Consider the following 14418-nt stretch of genomic DNA (forward strand, 5'->3'; position numbering starts at 1 on the left):
GTCAGCGGTCAGCGGTCAGCGGTCAGCGGTCAGCGGTCAGCGGTCAGCGGTCAGCGGTCAGCGGTCAGCGGTCAGCGGTCAGCGGTCAGCGGTCAGCGGTCAGCGGTCAGCGGTCAGCGGTCAGAAAAATATAACTTAATTTGGCCTACAGTAAATATTTTTATGAGGTTATTTTATAAATAATGAAGATAACTATGAAATGTTATTTATCACTGTTAATTTTTAAGAGTTGGCACTCCTGATAACATGTGAATAGAAAGTCCGGCATTACACCGCTTTATGCGTTACTTAAAATAAATATGTTTCGTTTCCAAGAGATTAGTACTCTTGTTAACGTCGTGCATAGAGAGTGCGGTGTCACACTGCTTTATACATTACTTAAAATAAGTAAGTGGCGTCCCCAAGGGGATTCGAACCCCTGTTACCGCCGTGAAAGGGCGGTGTCCTAGGCCTCTAGACGATGGGGACACAGAAATGTGTCACTAGGACGACTGAATGGTTAGACTCGTTTCAGACGAGCTTCTTAATAACATTGCACTTCCCTATTAAAATAAGTAAGTGGCGTCCCCAAGGGGATTCGAACCCCTGTTACCGCCGTGAAAGGGCGGTGTCCTAGGCCTCTAGACGATGGGGACGCAGAAATTGGTTTGCAAATCACTGATTTGCTATTTCTGTGTAAGATGAGCCGAGCCTGCGAGGCGAATGGCATTATCTTCTCAGAAACATTTTCTGTGTCACTAGGACAACTGAATGGTTAGACTCGTTTCAGACGAGCTTCTTAATAACATTGCACTTCCCTATTAAAATAAGTAAGTGGCGTCCCCAAGGGGATTCGAACCCCTGTTACCGCCGTGAAAGGGCGGTGTCCTAGGCCTCTAGACGATGGGGACACATAAATGTGTCACTAGGACAACTGAATGGTTAGACTCGTTTCAGACGAGCTTTTTAATAACACTGCACTGACTATAAAAAAAGCAAGTGGCGTCCCCAAGAGATTAGTACTCTTGTTAACGTCGTGCATAAAGAGAGTGCGGTGTCACACTGCTTTATACATTACTTAATAATAAGTAAGTGGCGTCCCCAAGGGGATTCGAACCCCTGTTACCGCCGTGAAAGGGCGGTGTCCTAGGCCTCTAGACGATGGGGACACATAAATGTGTCACTAGGACAACTGAATAGTTAGACTCGTTTCAGACGAGCTTTTTAATAACACTACACTGACTATGAAAATAGTAAGTGGCGTCCCCAAGGGGATTCGAACCCCTGTTACCGCCGTGAAAGGGCGGTGTCCTAGGCCTCTAGACGATGGGGACACAGAAATGTGTCACTAGGACAATTGATTAGTTAGACTCACATCCTGAGCTGTATAAGGTAATTGCGATATATACAAATTAAGACTCGAGCCTAATTTGTTCGCTATTTTCTCGGTTAACCCGCCTTTAACTAATAAAAGTTAAGTGGCGTCCCCAAGGGGATTCGAACCCCTGTTACCGCCGTGAAAGGGCGGTGTCCTAGGCCTCTAGACGATGGGGACACAGAAAACTGTTACCCTAGGACAAACACTTTATAAATTGGTGGAGCTATGCGGGATCGAACCGCAGACCTCTTCACTGCCAGCGAAGCGCTCTCCCAGCTGAGCTATAGCCCCAATTTATTTTGCTAAACACTGCGCAGTTAAACCGTGCTGTGTATCGCTGAGTGCGGGGCGCATTCTATGCAGCCACCAAAATAATGTCAACATTTTTTTCAGTAACTTTATTCAAATGGTTTAATTTTCAGCAAACTGAATAACGAATAAACTGCACTGTTCAAAATGCACGCAAAGCTACTGTTTCGAAACAAAATTTGAAACTTAAACACCAAGAAACAAAGTTACCTTGATTGTTTAGGGTGCGCTAATTAGCAAAGTAATATGTTATACATTTATATGCAAAATAAAGTCACTGTGTTTTTGTTCTTTTTTGGCCATCAGTGTCAGCCAATTATTCATAAGTATGAAAACCAGAGTCAATCTATAGTGAGCTTCCCTACCCTGAGTAATTTTTACTTACTATTAAAATATTTTCTCTTTCTACATGATTGGCTAAGCAAAACTACCAAATTGTGTTCGGTTGCTATTCGTCACTTTATGCCTCTAAAAGTATAGGTAGATCCAGATTAAGCCAAAATAAAGTAAAATCCCAAAGCAAGTAGGTATGCAAACTTACTAATCAATAGTATTGGTAGTTAGCCGTAAACTATTACACGGATAAACTTAAATAAGTACCAAAGTGATTTCACTTATGTAGTAAAGACAGCGAATTGGCTATAAAACAATCTCAATAAAGGTTCATTGATTATAAAAGCTGCATCTAAAACATTTTTACTCATTCAAGTGTTGACACATTTACAACTCTATCTATAATAGCGCCCCACAACAACGCAGCAATGTGATGTTGTTCAGATGTGGGTGATTAGCTCAGTTGGGGAGAGCATCGCCCTTACAAGGCGAGGGTCACTGGTTCAAGTCCAGTATCACCCACCACTTTATTTTAAAGTGCTTCACATCTGATATTCTATATGGGTCGTTAGCTCATTTAGAAAAAGAGAGTATCCCCGCTACTTACAAGTAACGGCGAGGTTCACTGGTTAAAGTCCAGTACTATTTATATTTTAATAGTCGAGTTTTAATTTATATGTGGGTGATTAGCTCAGTTGGGAGAGCATCGCCCTTACAAGGCGAGGGTCACTGGTTCAAGTCCAGTATCACCCACCACATATAAAACCTGTTATTATATTAATAGTCGCGTTTTAAATTTGTAATATGGGTCACAAGCTCAGTTACAAGAAAAGAGAGCATCACCGCTATTTACAAGTAACGGCGAAGTTCACTGGTTAAAGTCCAGTACTATTTATTTTAATAGTAGCAGCTTAATATTGTAATATGGGTCGTTAGCTCAGTTGGGAGAGCATCGCCCTTACAAGGCGAGGGTCACTGGTTCAAGTCCAGTACGACCCACCATTCCTAGAATGGTGCATATTACAAAGTATCTAAATGGGTGATTAGCTCAGTTGGGAGAGCATCGCCCTTACAAGGCGAGGGTCACTGGTTCAAGTCCAGTATCACCCACCATTTAGATATAAAACTTTACGGGTCGTTAGCTCAGTTGGGAGAGCATCGCCCTTACAAGGCGAGGGTCACTGGTTCAAGTCCAGTACGACCCACCATTTATAAAATGGTTATCGTAAAGTTTAGTAATTGATTATTTGGGGTCGTTAGCTCAGTTGGGAGAGCATCGCCCTTACAAGGCGAGGGTCACTGGTTCAAGTCCAGTACGACCCACCATTTAATCAAAATTATATGTGGGTGATTAGCTCAGTTGGGAGAGCATCGCCCTTACAAGGCGAGGGTCACTGGTTCAAGTCCAGTATCACCCACCACATATAAAACCTCACGTTATATTCTTTAATCGATAATTAGCTCAGCTAAAAAGAAAGAGCATCGCCACCCTTCACAAATAATGGCGAGGGTCGCAGGTATCAAGTCCAGTATCACCCACCACATATAAAACCTCACGTTATATTCTATAATCGATAAATAGCTCAGCTAAAAAGAAAGAGCATCGCCACCCTTCACAAATAATGGCGAGGGTCGCAGGTATCAAGTCCAGTATCACCCATCACATATAAAACCTCACGTTATATTCTATAATCGATAAATAGCTCAGCTAAAAAGAAAAAGCATCGCCACCCTTCACAAATAGATGATCTATTTAAGTTTGAAAAGCATCAACCTAGGGGCTCCTATCCCTATAAAAATCCTCAAGCATAATTAGGCTGCTTGAAAATTTATAACTGATTAAATAAACGCAGTCTGCAGTATTAAATTTTAAATTCCCTTGTCAGCGACTAGACTGTTTATTATAGTCACTGATACGTTCACGTGGTCACAAGTCTAATGCCAGCAAAGATTTTTTCTAATGCCAAAATATTAATAGTTGAAGAGCAACCACTTGCTCAAAGCTATATGAAACAATCGCTCGAAAAATTAGGCTTTCGGCAGTTACGCTTCGCTGAGCATGCAAATTCAGCTAAAGAGCAGTGCACCACTGAGCAATTTGATCTCATTGTGTGCTCTTTTAATCTGAGTAAAAATCAAGATGGCTATCAGCTGTATGAAGAGTTGCGGGTTAAACGTTTAATAAAAAACTCCACAGGCTTCATTTTTATTTCTGCTGAAACTAGCGGCTCCCTTGTGCACAGTGTTTTAGAGCTGCAACCTGATGATTTTTTAGTAAAGCCTTTTACCATCTATGATCTTAAAACGCGTATAGAACGAATTTTACTGCGTAAAAATAACTTACAAACAATATACAACTACATTGACGATGGTAATGATTCTAAAGCATTAAAGGAGATAAACACGGCACTTGATCAAAAAGGCAATGCTTACAGTGCGATACTCTTACGTTTGAAAGGCGATGCCCTACTTCGCTTAAAACGTGCAGATGTAGCAAAAGCCTTTTTTAAATCCGTGTTAGACATTCAAAAATTCGCTTGGGCCAAGGTAGGATTAGTAGAAGCATTAATTGCAAACAATGAGCATATTCTTGCACAAAGAATGCTTAGAACGATGCTACAACGCCATGAAACACGATTAGTTGCACTGGATTTACTTGGTAAGTTAGAAATAAAATTAAACCAGTTCGAGCTAGCACAAGACTTTTTAAGCCAAGCAGTTGATATTGCACCACGTAATATCGAACGTCAAAAATCACTGAGTCATGTTTCACTGATCAATCACGATTATGAAAAAAACTACCTAACCCAAAAAGACATCGCTAATTTTGCCAAGCACTCAATTCACGATCACCCTGATGTTTATTTAAATGCAGCACGGGCGGGAATTGACTTTGCCTTAACAACAGATCAAAGCGACCAAATTCAACGTATTTCAAGACAAACCAATAAATATTTAACTGATTTAAAAAGCCAGTTCCCCAATAGTCATAATCAAGCGCAAATTGATGTGCTCAATGCCCGCCTGCATTATCTAAAAGACGAGCACCAAAAAGCAAAAATGTTGATAGAGCAACTTGATGATGACGATAATCATATTCGCTCGGTGGATGGCGCGCTTGATAAAGCAAAAGCATTTCATGAGTTGGGCTTTCACCATAAAGCACAATCACTGTTCAACCAAATTATCAGCCATTGTGAGCGTCATCCTACAGTGAGTGATCCGGTTTATTTACGGTATATTCAGCAGCAGCAAAGCGAGCGCCGCGATATAAAAATGGGCCCGAAAGAGCTCAACAACCATGCTGTGACTCAGTTTAATCGTGGGCAATTAAATACCGCTTTAGAAGCTTTCACTCAAGCATTTAGGGTCATGCCTCGCAACCCCAGCATTGCTTTAAATTTGTTGCAGTGTTTATTTGATAATACTAAACAAAATGGTCAATCATTAAATACAATGATGGCAAAGAAATGTTATGCGTTACTAGATACAACGGCGCTGGATAATGAGCAACAACAACGCTTTAATAAAATAGTTCTACAAGCGACAGCGATGGGGATAACACTTGCGAATTTAGAAGAGCCTGGCAAAACTAAATAAACTATTTAAATAGCTGTTGTTTAGGCAGCATGAAAAACAATCAATTCATAAGTAACAATTTAGCTAACCACTGTGAGTTTTACTGGATTAGTAAATTAAATCCAGTAAAACGTTGATAAGTCAGATTAGCTATTATAACTTTTGTAATGATACTGCATTAATACAATAACGCAGGCCACTTGGCATAGGACCATCAGGGAATACATGGCCTAAATGCGCGTCACATACGTTGCATACTGTTTCGATTCTTTGCATACCATGGGTTTTATCACTGTTGTAAGCAATTGAGTTGATTTCAGCGGGCTGAGTAAATGATGGCCAGCCAGTGCCGCTGTCAAACTTTTCATCACCATCAAACAGTAAGTTATCACAGCACACACAGGCGTATTTACCTGGTTCAAACAAAGTGCAGCTATCAGAGCTGTGTGGGCGCTCTGTGCCTTTGTTGCGAGTAACATAAAACGCGGCTTCGCTTAGTTGTTCACGCCATTGCTGCTCGGTTTTAACTACTTTACGGCTCGGCTGCGGATTACCTTTATTGGCAAAGTTTAAAATATCATTCCAATTCAACATAACTGACCTCATTGAGTAAGATGGGTTAATTTACTGCTATCCACATTATCATGGTATCGCGCTAATAACCTTGCGAGCTTGGGATTTATCCGCACTTCGCAAAATGGTTTGTTTGGGTTTGAAAAATAGTAATTTTGATACTGACTTGGTGAGTGTTTAAATTCACCCGCGGTGACCACTTTTGTTATTAAAGGATCAGCATAATCAGTCTGCTTTAAATTTAAAGCCCGTAATGCAGCGTCACGTTGTTCGTTGCTATAGACATAAATAGCCGAGCGATACTTTTCTCGCATACTGTGTTTACTGGTGGCACTGTGGGTATCGATATGAATAGCAATTAAGTCTGTGAGGCTGATCCTTTTAGGATCAAAACGTAGTCTTATCGCTTCGCTGAACTGACTATCTTGCTCTGCACTTTTAAACCAACCTTGGTCAACACTTTCAACGCCTATCAGTGAACTAAAAATAGCTTCTGTACACCAATGACAGCTGCCTCCGAGGCCAACTTGCTGTAGCATGCTATACCTCCTATTGTTTTATTAATCACAGCTCACTGAACTAACTTATACCGTGTAAAGCAGAATTTAATTTCAGCAAATGGTAATTATCTGCTTTTCATGCTCAGTAAAAAGACCATTAAAATAATACATAAGTTCAGTTTTAGAGGCCGGTAAGCCTATAGTGTATTGGTGCTGCTCACTGCAAAAAATAGTGCATTGGTCATCATTACACTGTATTTTCTCAATACTATCAATGACCAGCCACTGCGGGCCATGAGTCCTGTCGAAAAATCCCGACAAGGTAAATAGTAAAAGGTGTTGCTGCTCACGTTTAATAAATTTATCTAACGGGTTACGCGCTATAAATAGTGGCGTTAACCGGTAACAGCATGAGCTAAATACAAACAGCCATAAGGCAATTAAAAATACAAACCAAGCCTGTTGAAATAGCCCAGTAAATACGCTCAACAATAACAGTACGATGCCAAAACAGGCGACGATCAACGCCAATCGTTGATTAATTTTTCGCATTGCAGCTCCTATTTTATACTGCTTTAGTTAATGGCTCTTTTTATCCGTTTCTGGATCGGGCCAGTCATTAAAAAACACCGTTAAATAACGGCTTTTAGCTAAATACAGTAGTACCCACAACACCGTTACCATTTGTAAGGCTAAAAACATCGAGAACTGATAATAGCTATGTGCAGCTTGAATAACCAACCAACTTAAATCTACTGCTGCACACACCAATAATGGCCAACGCATAAAACGCCATATTTTTGCGAAGCGTGCTGCATGATCGGGGCTTTTTTGTGGCCTGCGCAAACAAAAAACCACCGCAGGGATAATCGCAATTGCACCAATGGCCAAAGCACTGAAAAAATCACTTTTTGAGCGAAATGCCAATGACATCAAATCAAGCTCAGGCCGGCGGCTTAGCGCCGCAATGATCCAGATAAAATACGCTCGCAGCAAGACCAATAAACTCAAATGAAATGCGATTGGTGTCCGATATGTGCCGTATTTATCCCAATACTCAGGCCCATAACGTTTCATAGCTGGTTTTTCCTATCAGCTAAGATGCCAAGTAGGATAAATGCTGAAACAACCATCACTGCTAACCAACGCGTGCCAAAAAACATCAATAACTGGCTAATTAACGGCGTCACAAACACCACTAATAAACCAAAACCGAACCCAGTTACCAGGACAAACGCGCACACTCTGATAATAAAGTTACGTCTTGCTACAAATCGTTTCGTGGTTTTAATGATTTCATTGGCATATAAAGACACTATACAAACCACCAGTAATAAAGCGATATTATACAAGTACGGCTTTAACCATTGTCCGAAAGTCAGCGCTAAATCCTGACAAAGCGTAATAACACTATCCATTATGTTGCGCCAGTAATGCAATTAAGTCATCTTCGCTGAGTACATCAACCCCTAGCTCTTGCGCTTTAGTTAGCTTAGAGCCGGCTTTTTCACCAGCAATCAAAGCATCTGTTTTCGCTGATACACTACCAGACACTTTTGCGCCTAATTGCTGCAGCCGTGCTTTGGCATCATTACGATTTAGCTCGTTTAAAGTCCCTGTTAACACATAGGTTAAGCCCGCTAGCGGCTGTGAATCTTCACTTGGCGCAGTTAATTCAGGCCAATGGATCCCCTGCTCTATTAAAGCATTCACAACGTCTAAGTTGTGTTGCTCAGCAAAAAAGCCCTGTACATGCTTAGCTACAATTTCGCCAACATCACTTACTTCAACTAACGCTTCAGTGGTTGCGCTAGTTACTTTATCAAGTGTTAAAAAGTGGTTTGCTAAATTTTGCGCCGTAGCTTCACCCACTTCTCTAATACCTAAAGAATATAAAAATTTGGCCAAAGTGGTTTGTTTCGCATCTTCAAGTGCTGCAACCAGGTTTTTAGCTGATTTAGGACCCATGCGTTCAAGTGACTCAAAATGCCCTTGCTTAAGAATAAATAAATCCGCAGGCGTTTTAATAAGTTCTCTATCCACCAGCTGTTCAACAATTTTATCGCCAAGGCCATCGATATCGAGCGCTTTTCGTGAAGCAAAGTGTTTAATGGCTTCTTTGCGCTGTGCTTGGCATACCAAACCGCCTGTACAGCGCGCTACGGCTTCACCTTCTATGCGTTCAACATGGGAATCACAAATTGGACATGTCGCCGGAAACTCGATTTCCTTCGCACCTGTAGGGCGCCGATCGAATACTACTTGGGTGATTTGTGGGATCACATCACCCGCACGGCGAATAATCACCGTATCGCCAATTTTAACCCCTAAACGGTCTATTTCATCACGGTTATGCAAGGTTGCATTCGATACCGTAACCCCACCGACAAATACTGGCTCTAAACGCGCCACAGGGGTAATTGCGCCAGTACGGCCAACCTGAAATTCAACATCGATTAACTGAGTGATCTCTTCTTGAGCAGGAAACTTATACGCAATAGCCCAGCGTGGAGCTCGCGCCACAAAGCCTAACCGCTCTTGCATGGCTTTGTTGTTTATTTTGATCACTACGCCATCAATTTCATATTTAAGGCTGCTGCGACGCTCAAGAATATCGTGATAATAATCAAGCGCTGCTTGCTGACCTTCAACTAATTTTGTTTCTGGGCAAAGTGGTAAGCCCCAATCAGTTAGCTTAGCCAATTGCTGATAATGCTCGCTTGGTAATTCTCCATTAGTAACAACGCCGATACTGTAGGCATAAAACATCAATGGTCGCTTGGCAGTAATTTTCGAATCGAGCTGACGCAAGCTCCCCGCAGCGGCGTTACGCGGGTTCACAAACACTTTTTCGCCGCGCTTTTCGGCTTCAGCATTAAGCTTGTCAAATCCTGCGCTATCCATGAACACTTCACCACGAATTTCAATTTCCTCGGGAAAATCATCACCGCGTAACTTTAGTGGCACGTTACGAATTGTTTTCACGTTAGTGGTAATATTTTCACCAGTGTGGCCATCACCGCGGGTTGCTGCCTGCACGAGTACGCCATTGCGGTATAAAATCGATACAGCGAGGCCGTCAAGTTTTGGTTCGCAGCAAAAGGTAAGTTCTTTATTGTCCATCAACCGTTCTTTAATGCGACGATTAAAGGCACTGAACTCTTCTTCACTAAAGGCGTTATCTAACGACAACATAGGCACTTGGTGTGTTACTTGCTCAAATTTAGCAAGTGCAGCACCGCCTACTTTTTGAGTCGGTGAATCGGCGCTCATATACTCAGGGTTAGCAGTTTCAAGCGCACTTAACTCGCGTAATAATCGATCATATTCGGCGTCCGGAATACTCGGGTTATCAAGCACATAATAGTTGTGGTTATGATCTTCTAACTGTTGACGAAGCTGCGTAATTTGCGCTAACACTAAAGTGGACATACTGACCTCAAAAAACATAAAAAAAGCCACTTTAACGAGTCATCATTAAGTGGCTTATAAAACTCTTAACTAATTAACTTTATACATAGCTGGTAATTAAACTGAAAAACGTCTCACTTTTTCAACATACTCACGCACGCTATCAACGGTCATTTCTTCACGCTGTGAATCTAAAATAGTTGCGCCAAACTCATCGGCTAACTTTTTAGCGGCACTGTGCAACATGTTAAAGGCCGCAAGGCCATCACCATCACACGGTAGAGTCATAAATAAACTGACCCCGGCAGTACTAAACTGTTCCATATTATCAATATCGAACGTGCCTGGGTTGTACATATTAACTAAGCGAAATAGCACTGGACCATGGCCGGCAGGATCTAAGTGACGATTAAAAAAGCCTTCTTCTGAGTATTTAAAACCAAGTGTATTAACCGCTGGTAATAATTTACTACCTTCCATATTTAAACCTTCAGGCATTTGAATATGAACAATAATAAAATCACTGGCCACGGGTTGCTCAGGCTCTTGCTCAGTCACCATTTCGTCGCTAGACTTGGTCGCTGTTGCAACATCATCAACCTCAGAGGTGGTTTCTTGCTCTGGCTCAGCAAATGAATCAGCGTGAGAGTGCTGTTTTTCATCAGCGCTAAAACTTAAATCGCCAAACTGCGGTTCATCACGCTCATTGTGAGAAACTGGCTCAGGTGCACTTTGACGCTCAACAGGTGCTTGATGAGCTGCAGGTTCAACCCGTTCGTCATGTGTCGCAGCGGGCGCATCTTTTTTACGCACAGACCATAGGCCATGTATTAATAATCCACCAATGACTACTACACTGATAATGATTAAAACCCATCTTAATTGTTCGGCCATCCCCTCACCTTTTATTATCTATTTACTCAAATATTAATATTTATGCGTGTGCCATTTGCACCGCTTGTTCAATATCGACAGCGACCACACGCGAAACGCCTGGTTCAGCCATTGTTACACCGGTCAATCTGCCAGCCATTTCCATGGCAATTTTATTATGACTGATATAAATAAATTGCACCGATTGTGACATTTCTTCAACTAATCGACAAAACCGTCCAACATTCGCATCATCAAGTGGTGCATCTACCTCGTCCAGCATACAGAAAGGAGCTGGATTGAGCCTGAATATTGAAAACACTAATGATAATGCGGTCAGCGCTTTTTCTCCACCACTTAACAGGTGAATTGTTGAATTTTTCTTGCCCGGCGGGCGTGCCATTATACTAACACCACTTTCCAATAAGTCATCACTGGTTAATTCAAGATATGCGCTGCCGCCGCCAAATACTTTGGGGAACAACTGAGCAAAATCACGATTAACTTGATCAAATGTTGCTTTAAAGCGAGTTTTTGTTTCGCGATCAATTTTACCAATTGCACCTTCAAGCGTTGTTAACGCTTTAGTTAAATCTTCCACTTGAGCGTCTAAGTACTGGCTACGCTGTTGTGCTTGTTCAAATTCATCAATCGCGGCTAAATTCACAGCGCCCAACTCACCGAGACTTTGCGCAACTTTGTTGAGCTGTCCTTGGTAAGTATTTATGTTGGCATTTTCAGGGAGCTGCGCCAATACTTGTTTTAAGTTTTGCTGCAATTCATCAAGTGGCTCTAGCGCCGCTTGTGCTTTTACTAATAAACTTTGTTCTTCAAGAGCATGTTGCTGTAATTGCTCTTGCAGTTGTGTCATTTCTGCTTGCGAAGCTTTAAGCGTTGTTTGTTTATCCGTAAGTGCTGTTTTAGCTTCACTTAATGCAGTTTGCAAATTTTTAAGCTCAATGTCACTTTGCTGGTTTTGCTCCAATAGGCGCAAGATTTGCTCTGCCACCTCTTCTAATGGCATAACCAGCTCTTCAATTTGGGCTGTTAATTCCATTACAGCTTCACGAGCTGACTCACTGGCGGTAATTGCATGCTGTAACTTAGTATCGCTGAGTTGGCATTCACTACGCGCCTTTTGCTCACTTAGAGTGGCTTGGTGAGCTTGTGTTTTGTATTGCTCTAACTGCGCATGTGCTTGTTTATACTGCTCATCACTTTGCTGTTGCGCCAATTGAACAGCAGTAAGCGTGTCCGTTATTTCATCCCGCTGCGCGCCGAGCTGTTCGATATGTTGCTGTTGAGCTGTTAGCTTATTTTCAAGGCTGCTGTGTTCAACATCTAATTGCGCGAGCTTAGTTTGTAACTTGTGCTGCTGATTTTGAAATTGCTGTAATTGATCTTTGAGCATGTCGCGACGAGTGCTGCCCGATGCCACTTGTTGCGCTAGCTGATGAACGGCAGCTTTTAATGCTTCGCTTTGCGTATGCAACTGTTCGCAAACTTGCTGCTGCGCGGCTACTGAAGTATTTTGTGTGGCTAGCTCGCTACTAAGCTCTGCTGTTAGCTGCGTCGCCTCTTGTAACTGCTTATGTTTAACAAGCAAAGAATTATCTGCATTTTTATCTGCTTGCTGCTGCCAATTTCGACCATGGATATTGCCCTCGCGATCTATCACAGCTAGCCAGTATTGATCTGCTAAATCGTCTTTACTGAAGCTATCTTTATAGGCAATGCGATGTAATAAATCCGGATAAACCCCTTGCTCAATAAATGTCGCCAATGACCCTTCAGGGGCAGTATCAAGTACAGGCCATATTCCGTTAGGTGTTACTGCGGCAGTGACAGTTAATTGTTCAAGCCCTTGTAGCGCCTGCTCAACTAAATGTTCAAAGCCGTTACGCACAACTAATTGTGCGAGCAAATTACCCTCGCCTTGCTCTTTAGCATCCCCCAGCATTGAAGTTAAGCCCGCTATTTTGGCTTTATTCTCGTTGAGTTGCTGAGTGAGAGTTTGCTGAGTATCTTGACTGCTGCGTAAGGCCGTTTGGGCTTGTTGTACATTGGCCTGAACCTTGTTCAATGCGCTTTGTTTTGCCGCGAGCTCTTGGGTCAACGACTGCATCAATTGTTGCTGCTGCGTAACTTGCTGCGCAATTGGGTTTTCAGCAAGTTCTGCTAATTCGCTGACCAATGCAGTTTGCTGATTTTCGATATACTGGGCATTTTGCGTGTACTGCTGAGCGATATTCTGTTGCTGGCTATATTGCGCATTAATAGTTTGAAACTGCTCATTAATCGCTTGCCAATCAGTAACTTTTTGCTCTTTCTCGGTCTGTAACTGAGCAACAGTTTCAGCCATTTCTGCCACTTGCTCTGTGCATATCAAGGTATGTTCTATCGCCGCTTGTAAGGCACTTTGCTGTTCATCGGTGTGATCTTTCTGCTGGCGTTGTAGCTGCTGATTTTGCAGTTGCAACTGCTGTTGTTTCAGCAAATTATGATTAAACGCTTGCTGTTGCTGCTTTAAACTAATTTGTTGTTGCTCTGCACGGGTAAGTTCGGTGTGCGTTTTGTGCTGAGCTTGCTGCGCATCATTGAGCTTTTCAAGCTGGTGTTGTACTTGGTTTTCAAGGCTTGCTAGTACATCGTCATGACCTGAATGAGCGGTTTTAAAAAAGCTTATCTGCTCATTAAGCTGCGCCATTTTGTCGGCTTTAGCCACTTGCTGCTGATGTAACTTTTGCCATTTCAATACAGCTAGTTGACCTTTAAGGGTGCGCTCTTGCGCTTTTAGCTCCCGGTATTTTTTTGCTTCAACAGACTGTACTGCCAGTTTATCAACTTGTGCTTGTAATTCTTTACGTACATCCAGCAAACGCTCAAGGTTTTCGCGGGTGCTTTTAATTCGAGTTTGTGTTTCACGGCGACGCTCTTTGTACTTTGAAACGCCTGCGGCTTCTTCTAAAAACACCCGTAAATCGGCAGGTTTGCTTTCAATCAAGCGTGAGATCATGCCTTGCTCGATAATCGCATAACTACGCGGGCCAAGGCCTGTTCCTAAAAATATATCGGTAATATCGCGCTTTCGACACTTACTGCCATTGAGAAAATATAGCGATTGACCGTCACGCGTTACTAAACGCTTAATAGCCACTTGATTACGATCGGCAAAGGTATTGGGTAAATGCCCTTGTGTGTTATCAAAAATAAGTTCAACTGAAGCTTGAGATATCGGTTTACGGTTGGTTGAACCATTAAAAATAACATCAGTCATGGCATCGCCACGCAAATTTTTAGCAGAGCTTTCACCCAGCACCCAGCGCACCGCATCAATCACATTAGACTTGCCGCAGCCATTTGGACCAACAACACAGGTCATTTGATCAGGGAATGGTATTTTAGTGGGCTCTACAAAAGATTTAAAGCCCGCTAATTTTATGGTGCTCAAACGCATCTAATTGGTTTACCGATTATTATTGT

At 42.2% G+C, this 14418-nt stretch carries 9 protein-coding genes, 14 tRNA genes and 1 pseudogene; 9 read left to right on the forward strand and 15 right to left on the reverse strand.

Annotated elements, in window-relative coordinates; translation table 11 throughout:
• Positions 1-139: pseudogene (locus A7968_RS23840) on the forward strand (hypothetical protein); the annotation flags it as partial.
• A 253-nt stretch (positions 140-392) separates the two neighbouring features.
• Here A7968_RS23840 and A7968_RS18455 read toward each other — a convergent pair.
• The 7 genes from A7968_RS18455 to A7968_RS18485 all read right to left on the reverse strand — a co-directional run bounded on the left by A7968_RS18455 (position 393) and on the right by A7968_RS18485 (position 1648).
• Positions 393-468 (reverse strand) — tRNA-Glu (locus tag A7968_RS18455).
• 91 nt (positions 469-559) lie between these two features.
• Positions 560-635: transfer RNA gene (locus tag A7968_RS18460), tRNA-Glu, on the reverse strand.
• Positions 636-814: 179 nt separating this feature from the next.
• A tRNA-Glu gene (locus A7968_RS18465) sits at positions 815-890 on the reverse strand.
• A 182-nt stretch (positions 891-1072) separates the two neighbouring features.
• Positions 1073-1148: transfer RNA gene (locus tag A7968_RS18470), tRNA-Glu, on the reverse strand.
• 89 nt (positions 1149-1237) lie between these two features.
• Positions 1238-1313, reverse strand: a tRNA-Glu gene (locus A7968_RS18475).
• 145 nt (positions 1314-1458) lie between these two features.
• A tRNA-Glu gene (locus tag A7968_RS18480) sits at positions 1459-1534 on the reverse strand.
• Between the two features lie 38 nt (positions 1535-1572).
• Positions 1573-1648 (reverse strand) — tRNA-Ala (locus A7968_RS18485).
• A gap of 799 nt (positions 1649-2447) precedes the next feature.
• Here A7968_RS18485 and A7968_RS18490 point away from each other — a divergent pair.
• The 8 genes from A7968_RS18490 to A7968_RS18525 all read left to right on the forward strand — a co-directional run bounded on the left by A7968_RS18490 (position 2448) and on the right by A7968_RS18525 (position 5599).
• Positions 2448-2524, forward strand: a tRNA-Val gene (locus A7968_RS18490).
• A 155-nt stretch (positions 2525-2679) separates the two neighbouring features.
• Positions 2680-2755: transfer RNA gene (locus A7968_RS18495), tRNA-Val, on the forward strand.
• Positions 2756-2925: 170 nt separating this feature from the next.
• Positions 2926-3001, forward strand: a tRNA-Val gene (locus tag A7968_RS18500).
• Between the two features lie 35 nt (positions 3002-3036).
• Positions 3037-3112 (forward strand) — tRNA-Val (locus A7968_RS18505).
• Positions 3113-3131: 19 nt separating this feature from the next.
• A tRNA-Val gene (locus tag A7968_RS18510) sits at positions 3132-3207 on the forward strand.
• Between the two features lie 42 nt (positions 3208-3249).
• A tRNA-Val gene (locus A7968_RS18515) sits at positions 3250-3325 on the forward strand.
• Between the two features lie 19 nt (positions 3326-3344).
• Positions 3345-3420 (forward strand) — tRNA-Val (locus A7968_RS18520).
• Between the two features lie 517 nt (positions 3421-3937).
• Positions 3938-5599: a tetratricopeptide repeat-containing response regulator gene (locus tag A7968_RS18525; RefSeq protein WP_064668042.1), complete on the forward strand. Its 1662-nt coding sequence runs from the start codon at positions 3938-3940 to the stop codon at positions 5597-5599.
• A gap of 132 nt (positions 5600-5731) precedes the next feature.
• Here the strand turns inward: A7968_RS18525 and msrB are convergent, their stop codons facing one another.
• The 8 genes from msrB to A7968_RS18565 form a co-directional block, all read right to left on the reverse strand.
• Positions 5732-6172 carry a peptide-methionine (R)-S-oxide reductase MsrB gene (gene msrB / locus A7968_RS18530; RefSeq protein WP_064668043.1) on the reverse strand — a complete coding sequence of 147 codons (441 nt, stop codon included), beginning with the start codon at positions 6170-6172 and terminating at the stop codon, positions 5732-5734.
• An 8-nt stretch (positions 6173-6180) separates the two neighbouring features.
• Complete coding sequence (locus A7968_RS18535) at positions 6181-6690, reverse strand: peptide-methionine (S)-S-oxide reductase (RefSeq protein WP_064668044.1); 510 nt, start codon at positions 6688-6690, stop codon at positions 6181-6183.
• Positions 6691-6762: 72 nt separating this feature from the next.
• Positions 6763-7203, reverse strand: a complete 441-nt coding sequence (locus tag A7968_RS18540; RefSeq protein ID WP_064668045.1) for a hypothetical protein — start codon at positions 7201-7203, stop codon at positions 6763-6765.
• A gap of 27 nt (positions 7204-7230) precedes the next feature.
• Positions 7231-7728, reverse strand: a complete 498-nt coding sequence (locus A7968_RS18545; protein ID WP_064668046.1) for a DUF2919 domain-containing protein — start codon at positions 7726-7728, stop codon at positions 7231-7233.
• Entirely contained in the window at positions 7725-8069 is a 345-nt protein-coding gene (locus tag A7968_RS18550) for a DUF3392 domain-containing protein (protein ID WP_064668047.1), read from the reverse strand. The genes A7968_RS18545 and A7968_RS18550 overlap by 4 nt, the downstream gene beginning before the upstream one ends.
• The gene (gene ligA / locus A7968_RS18555; protein ID WP_064668129.1) at positions 8062-10083 is read right to left on the reverse strand and encodes an NAD-dependent DNA ligase LigA; all 2022 of its coding nucleotides are present in this window, start codon (positions 10081-10083) and stop codon (positions 8062-8064) included. Before ligA ends, A7968_RS18550 begins: the two co-directional genes overlap by 8 nt.
• 96 nt (positions 10084-10179) lie before the next feature.
• Positions 10180-10956: a cell division protein ZipA gene (gene zipA, locus A7968_RS18560; RefSeq protein WP_064668048.1), complete on the reverse strand. Its 777-nt coding sequence runs from the start codon at positions 10954-10956 to the stop codon at positions 10180-10182.
• Positions 10957-10996: 40 nt separating this feature from the next.
• Positions 10997-14392: a chromosome segregation SMC family protein gene (locus A7968_RS18565; protein WP_064668049.1), complete on the reverse strand. Its 3396-nt coding sequence runs from the start codon at positions 14390-14392 to the stop codon at positions 10997-10999.
• Positions 14393-14418 lie beyond the last annotated feature (26 nt).

This window comes from Pseudoalteromonas prydzensis (assembly GCF_001661495.1).
In the GTDB taxonomy this organism is placed as follows: domain Bacteria; phylum Pseudomonadota; class Gammaproteobacteria; order Enterobacterales; family Alteromonadaceae; genus Pseudoalteromonas; species Pseudoalteromonas prydzensis.